The organism is Clostridium algifaecis (assembly GCF_017874415.1).
In the GTDB taxonomy this organism is placed as follows: Bacteria; Bacillota; Clostridia; order Clostridiales; family Clostridiaceae; genus Clostridium_B; species Clostridium_B algifaecis.
Genome location: NZ_JAGGLM010000015.1, coordinates 54,360 through 69,916 on the forward strand (window position 1 = coordinate 54,360; position 15,557 = coordinate 69,916).

Consider the following 15,557-nt stretch of genomic DNA (forward strand, 5'->3'; position numbering starts at 1 on the left):
TTTATTATTAATAAAAAATAAGGGCACAAATTTCGCCCTTAAATAGTTTACTGTATACCTACACTTACCAGAAGTGCATTGTCAACTTTTTTCATATCTATATCTGTCATATGACCAATTTTTTCTTTCAATCTTCTTTTATCCAAAGTTCTTATTTGTTCAAGCAATACTACCGAATCCTTATTAAGTCCATAGGCTTCTGAAGAAATCTCCACATGAGTTGGAAGTTTTGCTTTATTTATCTGAGAAGTAATTGCTGAAACTATAACTGTAGGGCTATATTTATTACCAACATCATTTTGAATAATAATAACAGGTCTAATGCCACCCTGTTCAGAACCCACTACAGGACTTAAATCAGCATAAAATATATCTCCTCTTTTCACTATCGTTGTCATTAGGCAAATCACTCTCCGAAAGCTTCGCTTCATATTCTTTTAACTCCCTTATGTCTCGTGCAAAGCCCATTTCCGCAAACTCAAGATTAAGTTGTGCCATTTCCCTATATCCCTTTTCCATATAGGATATATTATCTAACCTTTTTTTATCCCTAATATATAATATGATAGCTTCCTTAATAAATTCACTTCTTTTTTTGCAATCTTTCTTAAGCGCTCTATTAAATTCATCATACAGTGTTTCTGAAAGGCTCACTACTAATCTTTTTGAATTTGACATTTAAAAATTAATACCTCCTATTAACGTAAGAAAAAAGATACATATAGTATATTATATATCTATACATATGTCAAAAAATTATAATATCTAACTTATATACTTTTTTATCGACATTATAATATCTTTTGCCAAACGTTTATTCTCCATATACATATTTAATTTTAGTTCAATATGTATTTTATAATTACAATTTCTTATGTAAATAGGATAAGTATTAACTTTTAAACAATATAATTTTTTACTTTTAATATTTTGCCATCTTTTATATATACTCTTGGGAGTCTTTTTGACATCATACAAAGCACTTCATAATTTATAGTTTCCAGTATAGAGGCTATGTTGTCTGCATTAAACTTCAAATTTCCCTTTTCACCAATCAATATAACTTCATCACCAACACTTACATCACCTACATCAGTTACATCTACCATGCATTGATCCATGCATATATTTCCAACTACAGGAGCCAATTTGTCATTTATAATAATCTTCGACTTTTGAGACAATCTCCTCGAATACCCATCAGCATAACCTATAGGTAAAGTTGCAATTACAGTCTTTCTAACAGATTTAAATTTTCTGCCATATCCAACATACTTGTCTTTATCTATAGTTTTTAAATGAACTATATTAGCTTTTAGTGTCATTACAGGCTTTATATTCAACTTATTCTTGTCAACTTCATTTGAAGGATAGTATCCATAAATTATTATTCCAGGCCTTACTTCATCAAAATAAGTAAATGGGAGCTCCATTATTGCAGCACTATTAGCTATGTTTTTCATATTTATTTTAACATTCTTGTCCATTAACTTACCATAAAATTTTTTGTATTCCTCAAATTGAAGCTTGGTATAAGTTTTATCTGACTCATCTGCTGTAGAAAAATGTGAGAATAAGCTCTCTATTTCTATATTTTGAAGCTGGCTTATTTTATAAACAGCATCAATTCCTTCATCGTCAGGTAAAAATCCAATTCTGCCCATACCAGTATCCAATGCTATATGAATTTTTATTTTTCTACCATATTTAACTGCCATTTTAGATAAGCTATTTGCATCATCATAAGATGATATTGTAGGCTCTAAATTATATTTTATTAAATCTTCAAATAAAAAATTTGGTGTAATTCCAAGTATCATTATAGGACATTCTATGCCATTTTTTCTAAGTTCTATGGCTTCATCTAAAATAGCCACCGCCAATTTCGTAAACCCATTTTTTAAAAGAGTTGATGCAACCTCAACAGCACCATGTCCATATGCATCTGCTTTTACAACTCCTATTATATCTCTATCCCCTACCTTATTTTTTATCTGTCTGGCATTATAAATTAAATTGTCTAAATTAATTTCTACCCAGGCAGGCCTAAAAAATTCATCCACAATGTTCACTCCTTATTTTATCTGAACAGTACCTGCGTCAAATAAATTCTTTTGTAAATCTATATTTTCTTTAAAATTACTATATTCAACTTTTACTTTTTCTCTATCATGAGAATCATAGATTAACAGATATTTTGGAACAGCTTTTTCTGAACTGACATACAATTCAGCCTTGCATATATTTTTATTATTGCCTGGTATATCTAAACCTATAACCTGATATTCCTCATTATATATATTCTTAAATGAATTATCAACCCTTTCGTTTGTGTAAATAAGACTTACATATTCATCTATAAAGCATAATCTGAATAAGCTGTCAAAACTCTCATCTGTATTATAATTACTCCCATTTTTCAAATCATGGATAAACATCTTATCGCCTTTATATATAAATATCCTGTCTTTGCCCAATTCAAATCTATTTCCATATTCCTTATTATAAAATTGCTTTCCTTCATAATTTATTTTTTGTTTGTCATTTTCTATCTCTATATTTACATTGCAGCTATAGCTGTCCAAATTTTTAAGATAATCAATAGTATTTTCTACATTATGAGTTTTCTTACTGCACGATGAAAAAATAAATATTATAGGAATGCATATAATAAAAATAATCAGAAGTTTCTTAAACATCCAATTCCTCCAATTCATGTATTTTTACTAATAATATTATTCCATGCAGTTTGTTTCTATTACACTTATATTAATATAACTTTAAATTTACTATACATAATTTTTATTTTATCTGCTTATGTATCTATTTAAAAATATCTTTTATTGCAAAAGGTATTTCATCCATTATATGTGACGCATTAACACAAAACATTTTTTCAGACAATCTATCACCGCAAAGTCCATGTATATATGCACCTATACATGCTGCTTTAAAAGCACTATATTTCTGTGCCACAAAGGATGTAATCATTCCAGTTAAACAATCACCCATTCCACCTGAAGCCATTGCACTGTTTCCAGTAGAATTTACAGCTACCATTTGTCCATCAGTTATAATAGTATTGTAACCTTTAAGAAGCAATACTACATCATTTTCTCTGGCAAATTTCTTTGAAACTTCTATTCTGTTCTTTTCTATATAATCAATATCAAGTCCAGTAACTCTAGACATCTCCCCTAGATGTGGTGTCATTACCACATTACATTTTTTGTGCTTTAAAATATCCAATTTTCCACTTAAAACATTTATAGCATCTGCATCAATTACCACAGTATTTCTTGCTTTTTCAATTACTTTTTTTAAAATATCAAATGTAAATTCATTGTTCCCCATTCCAGGTCCTATTCCTATTGCATCACATTTTTCAATAAATTCTTCCAGTTTACTATTATCTTCTAGTCTAAATGTCATAGCCTCTGTAAGCTTTGTATTCATAATATCCTGTATATTTTCTCTGCATCCCAAAGTTACAAGTCCTGCCCCGCTCCTAACTGCAGATTGTGTACTTATATATGCAGCTCCTGAAAATCCTTTGGATCCTGCAGCAATAAGCACTCTTCCAAAGTTTCCCTTATGAGAATACTTATTTCTCTTATGAATCATATTTTTCATTAAATAATTATCTATTAAAAATTCATTGCTTTTATATTTTTCAATTACTTTATCAGGAATACCTATATCTTCAATGACTAAATCTCCAATAAAATTGCCTGCATCATAATTTAAGAATCCCCTTTTATACAGTTGAAAAGATACCGTTTTATCGGCTTTAACTGCATTTTTTAATACTTTTCCACTATTCCCGCTGATTCCTGAAGGAATGTCTATGGACAAAGTATACTTGCTATACTCATTTATGCATTTTACAACTTCACCATACAAACCCTCTACATCCCTTGAAAGTCCGGTACCAAAAATAGCATCAATTGTCATGTCACTAAATTTTAGTGAATTTCTAATATTCTCAATCTGCTCCAAACTATTTACTATCATTATGTTTATTCCTAGCTTTTTCAATATTTCATAGTTGACTGTGCAATCACTGCTCATATTACTTTCATTTCCAATTAAAAATATGTCTACTTTTTTACCCAAATTGTAAAGATGTCTGGCAACTGCAAAACCATCTCCTCCATTATTTCCTTTAGTACATACCACACAAAAAGAATTATATGTAGATGTATCAATATTTTTTATTACTTTCAATGCTGCATTTTCCATCAATACAATTCCCGGTATACCTAATTCATTTATACAATAACTGTCAAGTTTTCTCATTATATCAACCGTTGCAATCTTCAATTTAAAACACCTCCATTACCGCAAATGCTACAGCAGTACTAATTTCATGAGATATACTCAAATGAATTTTATAACTTTCATAATCTTTAGTAAGTAATTTGGCTTTTCCTCTTAAAACAGCAGTTGGCTTACCTTCAGTAGTCCTATCTATAAATATGTCCTTAAAATCAAAACCTCTAAAACCAGTTCCAAGTGCTTTGGAAACAGCTTCCTTTGCCGCAAACCTTCCTGCTATAAATTCCGGTCTGCAATTTCTACTATTTAAATACTTGATTTCTTCATCATTAAATAGTTTATTCATAAAATTTGAATGCTTATCAACAGCATTTTTTATTCTAGCAATTTCAACTATATCCACACCAACACCTAAAATCACAATATACCTCCTGTTAGCTTTTTTCTTTTTATTATATAATAAATTAAATATTAATTTTTTTAAAGTTACAAAAAATGAGATAAACAGCAAAATACCATTCATCCCATAAATAAATTCTATTTTTAAGCCATTGATTTTATTTCCTTATCAAAATCCAATATATATTCATCCACATAATCACCAATTATATCTACCAAATGAATTGGCGACACCTGATTTTCGTACAATAATCTCAATAATTTATGTACTTTGTACCTGTCAGGACTTATACTCATTACAGAATCTCTACACACATCTATTAATTTATCTTTAATTATACTCTGTCTTTCTATCTCTATACCATAAGATTGTAATGAAACAATACTCAAATCGTATGTAATATCCACTTTTTCTTTAGTCAACCTATAAAAATAAATATACTTTATATTTTTATTTATTTGAGTTTTCACTAGATTTTCTAATACCATAAGTCATTTTTCCTCCCCCAAATTAACTCATTAATTATAATTAAGATCACAAAAACATATTAGCATACATTATAAAAAAATTATGTCACTTTATGAGAAGGAAATTTATAAATTATCTCTTTTATATGACAACATAATTAAGAGATTTTATAAATAATAATTTAAAACTTTTCATATATATTTTTCTTAATGAATTGTTGTCGAAAATTAAATAATAACTACAAAAATTTCTTATGTAAATATTTAGTTTTTATTAATTTTATAAAATATCACTGGATCTTTTGATGATTTTACATTGGAATTCAATTTACTATACTCTATATATTTAATAATATCCAGATTGGTTATAATCATAGGTGTTATAAGTGAATAACCTCTGCCTTCTATAAAGTTTCTATCAACTTTTATAATTGGATCACCCATCTTGACTTTTGTTCCTTGTTGAGCAAGCCTTTCAAAGCCTTCTCCATGTAATTCAACAGTATCTATTCCTATATGTACCATAATTTCAGCTCCATTTTCAAGTACCATGCCAAAAGCATGATTTGTATTAAATATAACAGATAGCATTCCGTTTGCCGGTGCAACTATAGTATCTCCAGTAGGTTTAATTGCCACACCATCTCCTGCTATTTTATTTGCAAATATTTCATCAGGTACCTCAGATAAATCTACAATTTCACCATCCACAGGAGCCCTTAACTGAAAACTCCTTTTCAAAAAATTAATCATAACCAATATCTCCCTTAAAACTGAAACTTGTACTATAATCATCAAAATAATAGGTATAAGTCAAACTTATACCTATTATCATTCAATATCTTCTTAAGTATTATATATTGTCAACAAATTATTGTCAATATCTTTTAAAAATGGTTTTTATTTTTATATATTGAAGCATTAATTTCGCCGCCTATTATTGTTATATTAGATAAAATAAAAAGCCACGTTAAAAGAGCTATGACAGCTCCTATGCTCCCATAAAGAAGTGAATAATTTGCAAAATTGTTAACATAAAAAGCAAAACAAATAGATACCAGTACAAGACTCAAAGTAGACGCAACAACTCCTGGAATAACCTGATACCACATAAGTTTAATACTTGGAGTATATTTATATAGTGCTGCAAATATGATACTTATTGATAAAAGTATAATTATATATCTTGTAACATTCCATATAAAATTAAATTCAACAGGAAGGTTAAACTTCCACATTAAAAATCTTCCAAGTAATGCACCAAATACTAAAAGTAATATAGTGATTAACATTATTAAAATGATTCCTAAAGTGCACAATATTGATATCATGTATATTTTGCTTATATGCCTATCCTCATCTACTTCATATGCCTTGTTAAGACCTTTTATTACTGCCTGAAATCCACTTGAAGCACTCCATATCGTAAAAACCAGACTTAAAAACAATGTCTTATCATTTCTAACATTTACTATATTTAAAATAGTTTCATTCATAAGCTTTAGAATCTCGCTCGGCAGTATTCCATTTAACATTGTAATTAAATCTCCACTTTCTATTGGAATATACCCTATAAGACTTATCATAAATATTAAAAATGGGAAAAATGAAAATATTAAGCTGTACGCCAGTTGAGAAGACAATGCCATAATATCATCTTTTATAAATCTTATTGCAACTTCCTTTAAATTATATAAAATATTTTTCATAAATTTATCCACCTTTATAATTAATTACATTATTTATAATATTATCTTTATATTACAAAATATATACTGAAAATTTACTAAATGCAATATAACCTGTTGAAAATTAACAAAAAAAAGATTAAAATAATTATATACTAAACAACCAAAGGGGGTCTAAAATGAAAAACTTCACAAAAAATTTAATACTCTTTTGTGGAATATGTGCTATAACTCAATTATCAAGTCACAGTATTGTATTTGCTACAAGCAATACAGACAAGCCTTCCATTGAATCATCCAAAATTGTTCAATCCAATTTATCAAAAAATAATAATGAGAAAACTTTATCAAGTACTTCTCAAATTACAAATAATAATGATTCTAGTGCAGAAGCAAGCGTATCTGCAAGCAATGTAAAAAATACATCTGCTGATAATAGTTCTAAGTCAACAACAACAGATACTCCACAAAGAGTTAATTCCTCATCAATTATCAATAATGGAGACTATAACAATATAGTTGGAAAGGATAATGTTCCTGTAGATAAGGTATGGCAAATACGATTCAGTGAACCTGTAGATATTCAATCTTTAGATGGAAAAATAAAGCTAATTGATGAAAGTACAAATAAAGAAGTTCCAATTAGAATGACAGGCAGCAATTTTGATCAGGTTGTATCAATAGTACCTTTAATTACTCTTGATCCACAAAATCAATATAACCTCACATTTTCTGATACTATAACTTCTAAATTCGGAAAAAAGCTTTCAAATCCAACTTTATTGAATTTTACTACATCTCCAGTAATAAAATCCATAGACAACTTAACTGCATCTATAAATCAGTGGCAAGATTATAGTCTGCCTACTACAGTAAATGCAAATATGTCTGATGGTACTACAACTTCTGTAGCTGTTTCCTGGGATAAATCTGTAGATACATCACAGGCACCTGGAAATTATACATATACTGGAACAATAACTGGTTATGGAACTGTAACTTTAACTTTAACTATAAATTCATTTCAACCAGTAAGTAGTATATCAAATAGTAAAAGAACTCAATCGAGTACAGGTGTAAACTTATATAATTATTTAATGAATTATAATAACAGACAGGATGTACTTCAAAGAGCTATACAGCTTCATGGTGGAGATACAAGCAATAACTGTGCATATTATGCTAGCGAAGCATTAAGAAGAGTAAATGTAAATGTACCAACTTATACAGCAAACACAAACCAGCTTACATCTACACTTCAAAATTTAGGATGGAAAATTTCAACTGATCTTTCATATCTTCTTCCAGGAGATATATGCTTTACTGTCTCTTATGGAAGTGGACCAACCCATACTTATACTTTTATGAAATGGTTGGATCCTAAAAACTACAATTATGCTTATGTATGTGATAATCAGGGAAATGAATATAATAATGACGCACTTCATACAAGGCCTATAGAATATGGTTCGGAAACAAAAGATCCTATATCTTATTTTATGTATTTAGCATAATAAATAAAATACAATTGAAAATATAAATATACAAAAATGTAGTTAAATTTGCTTTTATACAAACTTAGCTACATTTTTAATAAATAAAAAAGTCCATTCCATATAATTTTTTATGCTGTTCCTCTTATTATTAGTTTAGATTTTAAATTTATCTTTTTATTTACTGTTTTACCATTAATTATACTTATAAGAAGTTTACAGGCTTCTTTTCCCATTTCATAGATCGGTTGCCTTATAGTTGTAAGCTCAGGTTCTACATATTCGCAAAAAAATATATCATCATATCCTATAACAGATATATCTTTAGGTATCTTCAATTTTTTTCGTTTTAAAACCTTTATTCCACCAAAAGCCATAACATCACTACAATAGATAATAGCATCGATTTTTTTATTTGAACTCAATAATTTTTCAGTTGCAGCTACGCCTCCTTCAATAGAATATGTACTTTCACATATTAAACTTTTATCATATATCTTAAGTTTCTTTGTTATTTCAGCATAAGCTGTTAATCTTAATTTAGATGTTTCTAATTCCATAGAGCCTGTTACAAAAGCTATACTTTTCATATTCTTATTGTATAAATATGTAACAGCTTCATTTATTCCCTCACTATTAGAACAAAACACACCACTATAATCTCTAAATGGTTCTACATACCTATCTACGAACACAACAGGAATACCATTTTCTTTTAGAATTTCAAGGCTCTTTTTACTATTTCCTCCTGAAATAAATATTGTTCCAGCTATTAATTTGCTTACTAAAAGCTTAGTATATTTTTCTTCTTTAATTACATTGTTATCTGAATTGCATAACATAACATTATAATTTAATTTTCCAGCAGTATCTTCAATTGCACGAGCTATTTCACTAAAAAATGGATTTACAATATCAGGAAGAATTATTCCTATGGTTTCAGTTTTATTTGTAATTAAACTCCTTGCAATACTATTTGGAATATAATTTAATTCTTTAGATATTTTTAATATATTTTCTCTAGTTTTATCACTAACACTTATAGGTTTATTATTTAAAACCAAAGAAACTGTTGCCTTTGAAACTTTAGCTTCTTTAGCTATATCTGATATAGTTATCTTTTTCACTTAGTATCACACCTACTTTATATCTTTATTATTATATTTTACCAATAGATATAATATTAATCTACATAATACTATAAAGGCTATGTATTAATACATAGCCTTTAACAATATTACTTTTTAAATAAAACGATATTTATTGGTACATACTTTTCTACGCTTTGTTTTTTAGATGCCTTTATTGCATTTTCAATAGCTGTTTCACCTTCAAGTACTGGTTGCTGAGCTACAGTTGCTGTCATATCGCCTGCTTTTACTGATTTCTCACCATCACTTGTTCCATCAAAGCCTACTACTACAACATGCTTATTGGCACTTTTTAAAGCCTTAACTGCACCCAATGCCATTTCATCGTTTTGAGCAAAAACAGCATCAAATTCAGGTTTTGATTGTATAATATTTTCCATAACTGAAAGCCCTTTTTGTCTATCAAAATCGGCTGCCTGACTTGCAACAACTTTAACATTTGATTTCTTATCTACAACTTCATGAAATCCCTTACCTCTATCTCTTGAAGCTGAGGCTCCTGGTGTTCCTTGAAGTTCTACTATCTTTATGTTTGCTTTGCCTTTTAATTGATTCAATATAAATTCTGCAGCCATCTTTCCACCTTTAACATTATCTGACGCTATAAAGCTAACTACCTTTCCTCCATTAGCTTGTCTATCAACAGTTAAGACTGGTATTTTACTGTCATTGGCAACTTTTATTGAATTTGCAACTGCATCACTATCTGTTGGATTTATAATTATAGCTCCAACTCCCTGCTGTACTAAATCTTCAACATTTGATCTTTCTGTTGCTGGATCATTTCTAGAATTAAGTACTACAAGATCATATCCCATACTTTTAGCCTTTTTCTCTGCTCCTGATTTCATCGATACAAAAAAAGGATTATCTAGGGTTGATACTATCATTCCTAACTTTTTATTATCCTTTGTTGATCCACATCCTGATAGCATACCAACTACTAATACAACAACACTAATAACAACTAATAATTTTTTCTTCATTTTTATACCCCCATATTTTAATTTATTTTTTATTTTGATTTTTTATCAGCAAGAACTGCTAAAAGTATTACTACACCTTTAACTATCTGTTGATAAAATGGAGAAACGTTTAATAAATTTAATCCGTTATTTAGAACTCCTATTATAAGAGCACCTATTATGGTCCCTAGTACACTTCCTTCACCACCTAAAAGGCTTGTACCTCCTATTACAACAGAAGCTATTGCGTCAAGTTCAAATCCAGTTCCTGCATTAGGTGATGCTGAACCTATTCTACTTGTTGCTATAATTCCACTTAATCCAGCAGCTGCACCGCAAACAACATATACTATTGTTTTTATTTTAATAGTTTTTATACCTGATAATCTTGCAGAATCTTCATTACCACCAACAGCATATAGATGTCTTCCAAATCTAGTCTTATTTAAAAAGTAGTATGCAATTATTGTAATTATTATAGTAAATATTACAGGAAGTGGTATAATTCCGATTTTTGCATTAGCTATATTATTATAGGTATTTGTAAGTGATGATACCGGATTTCCATTTGTATATACGTATGTCAAGCCTCTAAAAATAGTCATAGTTGCAAGAGTTGCTACAAATGCTTGCAATCTACATTTTGAAATAAAAAAACCGTTGAATAAACCGATTGCAGCTCCAATTATTATAGGTATTGTTACAGCTAAAAATATACTTCCCGTCGAGTTTACTATCACTGCTGAAACAGCTCCACATATTGCTAAAATCGAACCAACGGAAAGATCAATACCACCTGTTAATATAACAAATGTCATTCCAATTGCTATAATAGCATTTACAGAAACTTGTGTTAATACATTACTTATATTAGATATAGTTAAAAATCTTGGACTTACAATTGATATCAAAATGCAGAGAGCAATAAGTGCTAAAATTGCTTTATTTTTTAATAATTTATCTTTTATACTTAAATTCATAATTTTTTCACTCCTTTAATTATTAATACCTACCGCTAATTTCATAATAGATTCCTGATTAGCATTTTCTCTATCCAATTCACCTGATATTCGTCCTTCATGCATTACAATTATTCTATCGCTTATGCCTAATATTTCAGGTAAGTCAGATGAAATCATTATTATTGCCTTTCCAAGAGATTTTAATTCATTTAAAAGTTCATATATTTCTTTCTTTGCGCCTACATCTATACCTCTTGTTGGTTCATCTACTATAAAAACTGTTGGAGATAATAAGAGCCATTTTGCTATAATAACCTTTTGTTGATTACCACCACTAAGATTTCTCACCAATTGATTTTTGCTTGGTGTTTTTATTGAAAGTTTTTCTATATACTCTTCTATATCTTTTTTCTCTGATTTTTCATTTATAATTTTTAATGAATTTTCATATTTTTTTATATTAGCTAAGGTGATATTTTGTCCTACAGATAAGCCAAGCACTAGTCCTTCCTTTTTTCTATCTTCCGGTAGATAACATATACCATTATCTATAGCATCTCTAGTGCAATTTATTTTAACTTTCTTGCCTCCTACATATATTTCACCCGCTGATTTTTTATATTCTCCAAATATTGTTTTTGCAAGTTCTGTTCTTCCAGCTCCCATAAGGCCTGAAATTCCAAGTATTTCTCCATCTCTTACAGTAAAAGATATATTTTCTATTTTATTAGTGCAGCTTAAATTTTTAACTTCTAATTCAACATTACCTGCTTTTTCTTTTCTATATGGAAATTGATCTTCTATTTTTCTTCCAACCATCATAGCTATTAATTTGTCGTTATTAACATCCTTAACCTTACATTCACCTACAAATTTTCCATCTCTTAATACTGTAATTCTATCGCATATTTCAAATATTTCTTCCATTCTATGAGAAATATAAATTACTGCAAAATTTCTTTCCTTTAAACTTTTTATTACCTCAAATAACTTTTTAGTTTCAACATCTGTAAGTGCTGTAGTAGGCTCGTCCATTATTATTATGTTTGTATTTTTAGCAAGTGCTTTGGCTATTTCAACCATTTGCATTTCTCCAACACTTATTTCACTAACTAAAGTATTTGGATCTTCACTACATCCAACTTGATCTAAAAATCTTTTTGCTCTTTCAGTTTCTTCCTTTTTATTTATAATTCCAGTCATTTTGTTAACCTTTTCATTACCTAGAAATATATTTTCTGCAATAGTTAAATTAGATAATACACTTAATTCTTGGTGAATTATTCCAATTCCCATTTTTTCAGAATCATTTATATTTTTTATATTTACTTCTTTTCCATCAATTTCAATCTTACCCTCATCTTTAGTATAAACACCGCTTAATATTTTCATTAAAGTGGATTTACCAGCACCATTCTCACCTAATAGTGCCATTACTTCTCCAGCATATGCTGTAAGATTAACTTTTTCTAGTGCCTTAACACCTGGAAATGACTTAGAAATACCTGTCATTTTTAATGATACTTTTTTTTCTTCCACACTTAATCACTCCTTAAAAAACTACACCAGATTTTAATATTATATTGGAGTACGGGGTTTGTTCACCCGTTCTAATTACAGCCTTACAATCTTTTAGCATTCCTTTTAATTCTTCATGCGATATAAAATTTATCTTTACATCACCTACCAAATCTAAAATTTGCTTATAAACATCAACATTGTTGGATTCCGTTTCACTTGCTATAAAGACCTCTTCAACTTTAAGTTCAATTAACACAGCTTTAAGTGTTTCCACAAAACCAGGAATATCTTTTATAAGAGCCAAATCTATCCTCCTTGTTTCTTTAGGGATAGGAAGTCCTGAATCCCCTATAGCAATTGTATCAGTATGTCCCATTTTTGATATAACTTCAGATATTTCACCATTTAATAACCCAATCTTTTTCATTCTTGATCACCATCCTAAATATTGATTTTATTTATATATTTCATTAACTTCACTTATGCTTGGAATAGAAGGCTGTGCTCCTTTTCTTTGAACTACTATAGAAGCTACTTGATTTCCAAATTTAACAGCTTCTTTTAAGTTTTCAAATGTCATATTTTTAGTATCAATTTTTGAAACTAATGCCCCCAAAAAACTATCTCCGGCAGCAGTAGTATCAACTGCCTTAACTTTATATGCAGGTATTAATTCTGCATTATTACTTGTAATAATAGCTGCACCCTTTTCTCCAAGAGTTACGATAACAGCTTTCATACCATTTTTAATAAATTTTTCACCTGCCATTTTAGCACTATCAATATCATCAACTTTTAATCCTGTAAGATCAAATATTTCAGTTTCATTTGGTACTAAAATATCTGTGTTTTTAATAAGTTCTTCATCAAGTGTTTTTGAAGGTGATGGATTCAATACTGTTAACTTGCCATGTTTTTTAGCTAATTTAAAAGCTGCTTTTGCTGCCTCTATAGGCGTTTCAAGCTGAGTTCCTAATATATCACATTTTTTTATAATTGATTCAGCTTTTAAAATTTGATTTTGCGAAATTGTCATATTCGCTCCTGATATTACAATTATTGAATTATTTCCATTATTGTTAACAGTAATAATGGCAGTACCCGTAGGCTTATCATTATCTTTCACTACATATGTCATATCGATTTTATCATCTAAAAGTTCCTTTGTTAATACATTTCCATTTTCATCTTTACCAACTTTTCCTATTATATAAGTTTCTGCGCCACTTCTTCTTGCAGCTACAGCTTGGTTTGCTCCTTTACCTCCATTATTTTTCTTTATATCATCTGCTAATATTGTTTGCCCTTCTTTAGGCATTGAATCAACCTTAATAACTACATCCATATTTATGCTTCCTAAAAAACAAACTTTATTCATATTATCACCTCTATCTGTCATTAATTGCCTACTTCCGTTGTTTAAATAAACCTTCTCATTAATAAATCGGTTTACTTAGCTGTTGTTTTAATAATAATCTAATCTCCAAATTTTTTCAACATTCATGTAAACCTTTAATATACGTAATAAATCGATTTACTTGAAATTCATATGTAATTCTCTTGAAATCTTTATTTTATATATATCTACATTAATCTATAAATTTCAAAATATATTATAGTTTCAAAGTAAAAGAGGGGCTGTCGCACTTAAAAATTAGTGAGACAGTTTTTTCGCCTAATAAAAAAAAGCCTTAGTAGCAAAGGCTTTTTAAAGTATGTTATTTTTTAGTTATCAAGCTTATCTTGATTTAAATCATTATATAAATTTCTATAAAATGTTAAAAAAGCACTGCCGCATTAGCATAATTTTTTATGCTAATGCTGTAGCCCCTTTTATATTTTATTTAAAATATCTATTTAATACGCCCTGAAAAGCTGCTCCATGTCTAGCTTCATCTTTACACATTTCATGAACTGTATCATGAATTGCATCATAGTTTAATTTTTTAGCAAGTGTAGCTAACTTTTTCTTACCAGCACAAGCACCTCTCTCAGCATCTACTCTCATCTGCAAATTCTTCTTTGTATCGTTTGTTAATACTTCTCCTAAAAGTTCAGCAAATCTTGATGCATGATCAGCTTCATCCTCAGCTGCTTTTCTGTATGTTGCAGCTACTTCTGGATATCCTTCTCTATCAGCCTGACGTGCCATAGCAAGATACATTCCAACTTCTGAACATTCTCCAGTAAAATTATCTCTTAGTCCCTGTAATACTTCAGCATCAACATCCTTTGCAATACCTACTTTATGCTCATCAGCCCAACCTTCCTCATCATCTTTCTTTTCAACAAATTTATCTGAAGATGCTCCACAAACTGGACACTTTTCTGGTGCTTTATCTCCCTCATAAACATATCCACAAACTGTACATACAAATTTTTTCATAATAAATTTCCTCCCTTAATTTTATAAAATAAATTTTAATAATTTTTGTTTTTTACTTTTTACTTTTTACTTTTTACTTTTTATCCTTCAACAATTATTATTATATAATACTTGTTCTCATATTGCAAGTACTTTTTTCAAAATTTAATAAAATCAGCACCACCCGTAAAACGGGTGGTTTGCTCTAGCCCTATAAGGGCATGTTACTGGCGGTGCTACTCGCACACTGAACGGTCTGCCAACCGC

At 29.2% G+C, this 15,557-nt stretch carries 17 protein-coding genes; 1 reads left to right on the top strand and 16 read right to left on the bottom strand.

The genetic code is table 11. From position 1 onward, the window contains the following. Window positions 1-47 precede the first annotated feature (47 nt). The 9 genes from J2Z42_RS10720 to J2Z42_RS10760 all read right to left on the bottom strand — a co-directional run bounded on the left by J2Z42_RS10720 (window position 48) and on the right by J2Z42_RS10760 (window position 6,854). Window positions 48-398, bottom strand: coding sequence for a type II toxin-antitoxin system PemK/MazF family toxin (locus tag J2Z42_RS10720; RefSeq protein WP_209702697.1), 351 nt, complete (start codon window positions 396-398; stop codon window positions 48-50). Beyond that, window positions 358-678: a CopG family ribbon-helix-helix protein gene (locus tag J2Z42_RS10725; protein ID WP_209702699.1), complete on the bottom strand. Its 321-nt coding sequence runs from the start codon at window positions 676-678 to the stop codon at window positions 358-360. The genes J2Z42_RS10720 and J2Z42_RS10725 overlap by 41 nt, the downstream gene beginning before the upstream one ends. Window positions 679-899: 221 nt before the next feature. After that, complete coding sequence (gene alr / locus J2Z42_RS10730) at window positions 900-2,063, bottom strand: alanine racemase (protein ID WP_209702701.1); 1,164 nt, start codon at window positions 2,061-2,063, stop codon at window positions 900-902. A gap of 12 nt (window positions 2,064-2,075) precedes the next feature. Beyond that, a complete protein-coding gene (locus tag J2Z42_RS10735; RefSeq protein WP_209702703.1) occupies window positions 2,076-2,699 on the bottom strand; it encodes a germination lipoprotein GerS-related protein in 624 nt (207 codons plus the stop codon). A 124-nt stretch (window positions 2,700-2,823) separates the two neighbouring features. After that, the gene (locus J2Z42_RS10740) at window positions 2,824-4,323 is read right to left on the bottom strand and encodes an NAD(P)H-hydrate dehydratase (protein ID WP_209702705.1); all 1,500 of its coding nucleotides are present in this window, start codon (window positions 4,321-4,323) and stop codon (window positions 2,824-2,826) included. Between the two features lies 1 nt (window position 4,324). After that, window positions 4,325-4,699: a holo-ACP synthase gene (gene acpS, locus J2Z42_RS10745; protein ID WP_209702707.1), complete on the bottom strand. Its 375-nt coding sequence runs from the start codon at window positions 4,697-4,699 to the stop codon at window positions 4,325-4,327. A 122-nt stretch (window positions 4,700-4,821) separates the two neighbouring features. Beyond that, complete coding sequence (locus J2Z42_RS10750) at window positions 4,822-5,166, bottom strand: DUF6514 family protein (protein ID WP_209702709.1); 345 nt, start codon at window positions 5,164-5,166, stop codon at window positions 4,822-4,824. Between the two features lie 243 nt (window positions 5,167-5,409). Further along, complete coding sequence (locus J2Z42_RS10755) at window positions 5,410-5,898, bottom strand: PTS sugar transporter subunit IIA (RefSeq protein ID WP_209702710.1); 489 nt, start codon at window positions 5,896-5,898, stop codon at window positions 5,410-5,412. Between the two features lie 134 nt (window positions 5,899-6,032). Then, window positions 6,033-6,854: a YihY/virulence factor BrkB family protein gene (locus tag J2Z42_RS10760; RefSeq protein ID WP_209702712.1), complete on the bottom strand. Its 822-nt coding sequence runs from the start codon at window positions 6,852-6,854 to the stop codon at window positions 6,033-6,035. Window positions 6,855-7,012: 158 nt separating this feature from the next. Between J2Z42_RS10760 and J2Z42_RS10765 the strand changes: the two genes are divergently transcribed. Beyond that, a complete protein-coding gene (locus tag J2Z42_RS10765; protein WP_209702714.1) occupies window positions 7,013-8,347 on the top strand; it encodes an Ig-like domain-containing protein in 1,335 nt (444 codons plus the stop codon). 110 nt (window positions 8,348-8,457) lie between these two features. On the opposite strand, the gene J2Z42_RS10770 is transcribed toward J2Z42_RS10765, so the two are convergent. From J2Z42_RS10770 to J2Z42_RS10800, 7 genes are all read right to left on the bottom strand, one after another. Further along, window positions 8,458-9,453: a LacI family DNA-binding transcriptional regulator gene (locus J2Z42_RS10770; protein ID WP_209702716.1), complete on the bottom strand. Its 996-nt coding sequence runs from the start codon at window positions 9,451-9,453 to the stop codon at window positions 8,458-8,460. Window positions 9,454-9,563: 110 nt separating this feature from the next. Next, window positions 9,564-10,469: a ribose ABC transporter substrate-binding protein RbsB gene (rbsB, locus tag J2Z42_RS10775; protein ID WP_501039604.1), complete on the bottom strand. Its 906-nt coding sequence runs from the start codon at window positions 10,467-10,469 to the stop codon at window positions 9,564-9,566. A gap of 23 nt (window positions 10,470-10,492) precedes the next feature. Next, on the bottom strand, window positions 10,493-11,422 hold the full coding sequence (locus J2Z42_RS10780) for an ABC transporter permease (RefSeq protein ID WP_209702719.1): 930 nt from the start codon (window positions 11,420-11,422) through the stop codon (window positions 10,493-10,495). Between the two features lie 15 nt (window positions 11,423-11,437). Further along, a complete protein-coding gene (locus J2Z42_RS10785; protein WP_209702758.1) occupies window positions 11,438-12,916 on the bottom strand; it encodes a sugar ABC transporter ATP-binding protein in 1,479 nt (492 codons plus the stop codon). Window positions 12,917-12,956: 40 nt separating this feature from the next. After that, window positions 12,957-13,352, bottom strand: coding sequence for a D-ribose pyranase (gene rbsD, locus J2Z42_RS10790; protein WP_209702721.1), 396 nt, complete (start codon window positions 13,350-13,352; stop codon window positions 12,957-12,959). A 27-nt stretch (window positions 13,353-13,379) separates the two neighbouring features. Then, window positions 13,380-14,303 (bottom strand): ribokinase, encoded by a 924-nt coding sequence (rbsK, locus tag J2Z42_RS10795; protein WP_209702723.1) that lies wholly within the window; start codon window positions 14,301-14,303, stop codon window positions 13,380-13,382. Window positions 14,304-14,765: 462 nt separating this feature from the next. After that, the gene (locus J2Z42_RS10800; RefSeq protein ID WP_209702725.1) at window positions 14,766-15,311 is read right to left on the bottom strand and encodes an NADH peroxidase; all 546 of its coding nucleotides are present in this window, start codon (window positions 15,309-15,311) and stop codon (window positions 14,766-14,768) included. Window positions 15,312-15,557: the final 246 nt, after the last annotated feature.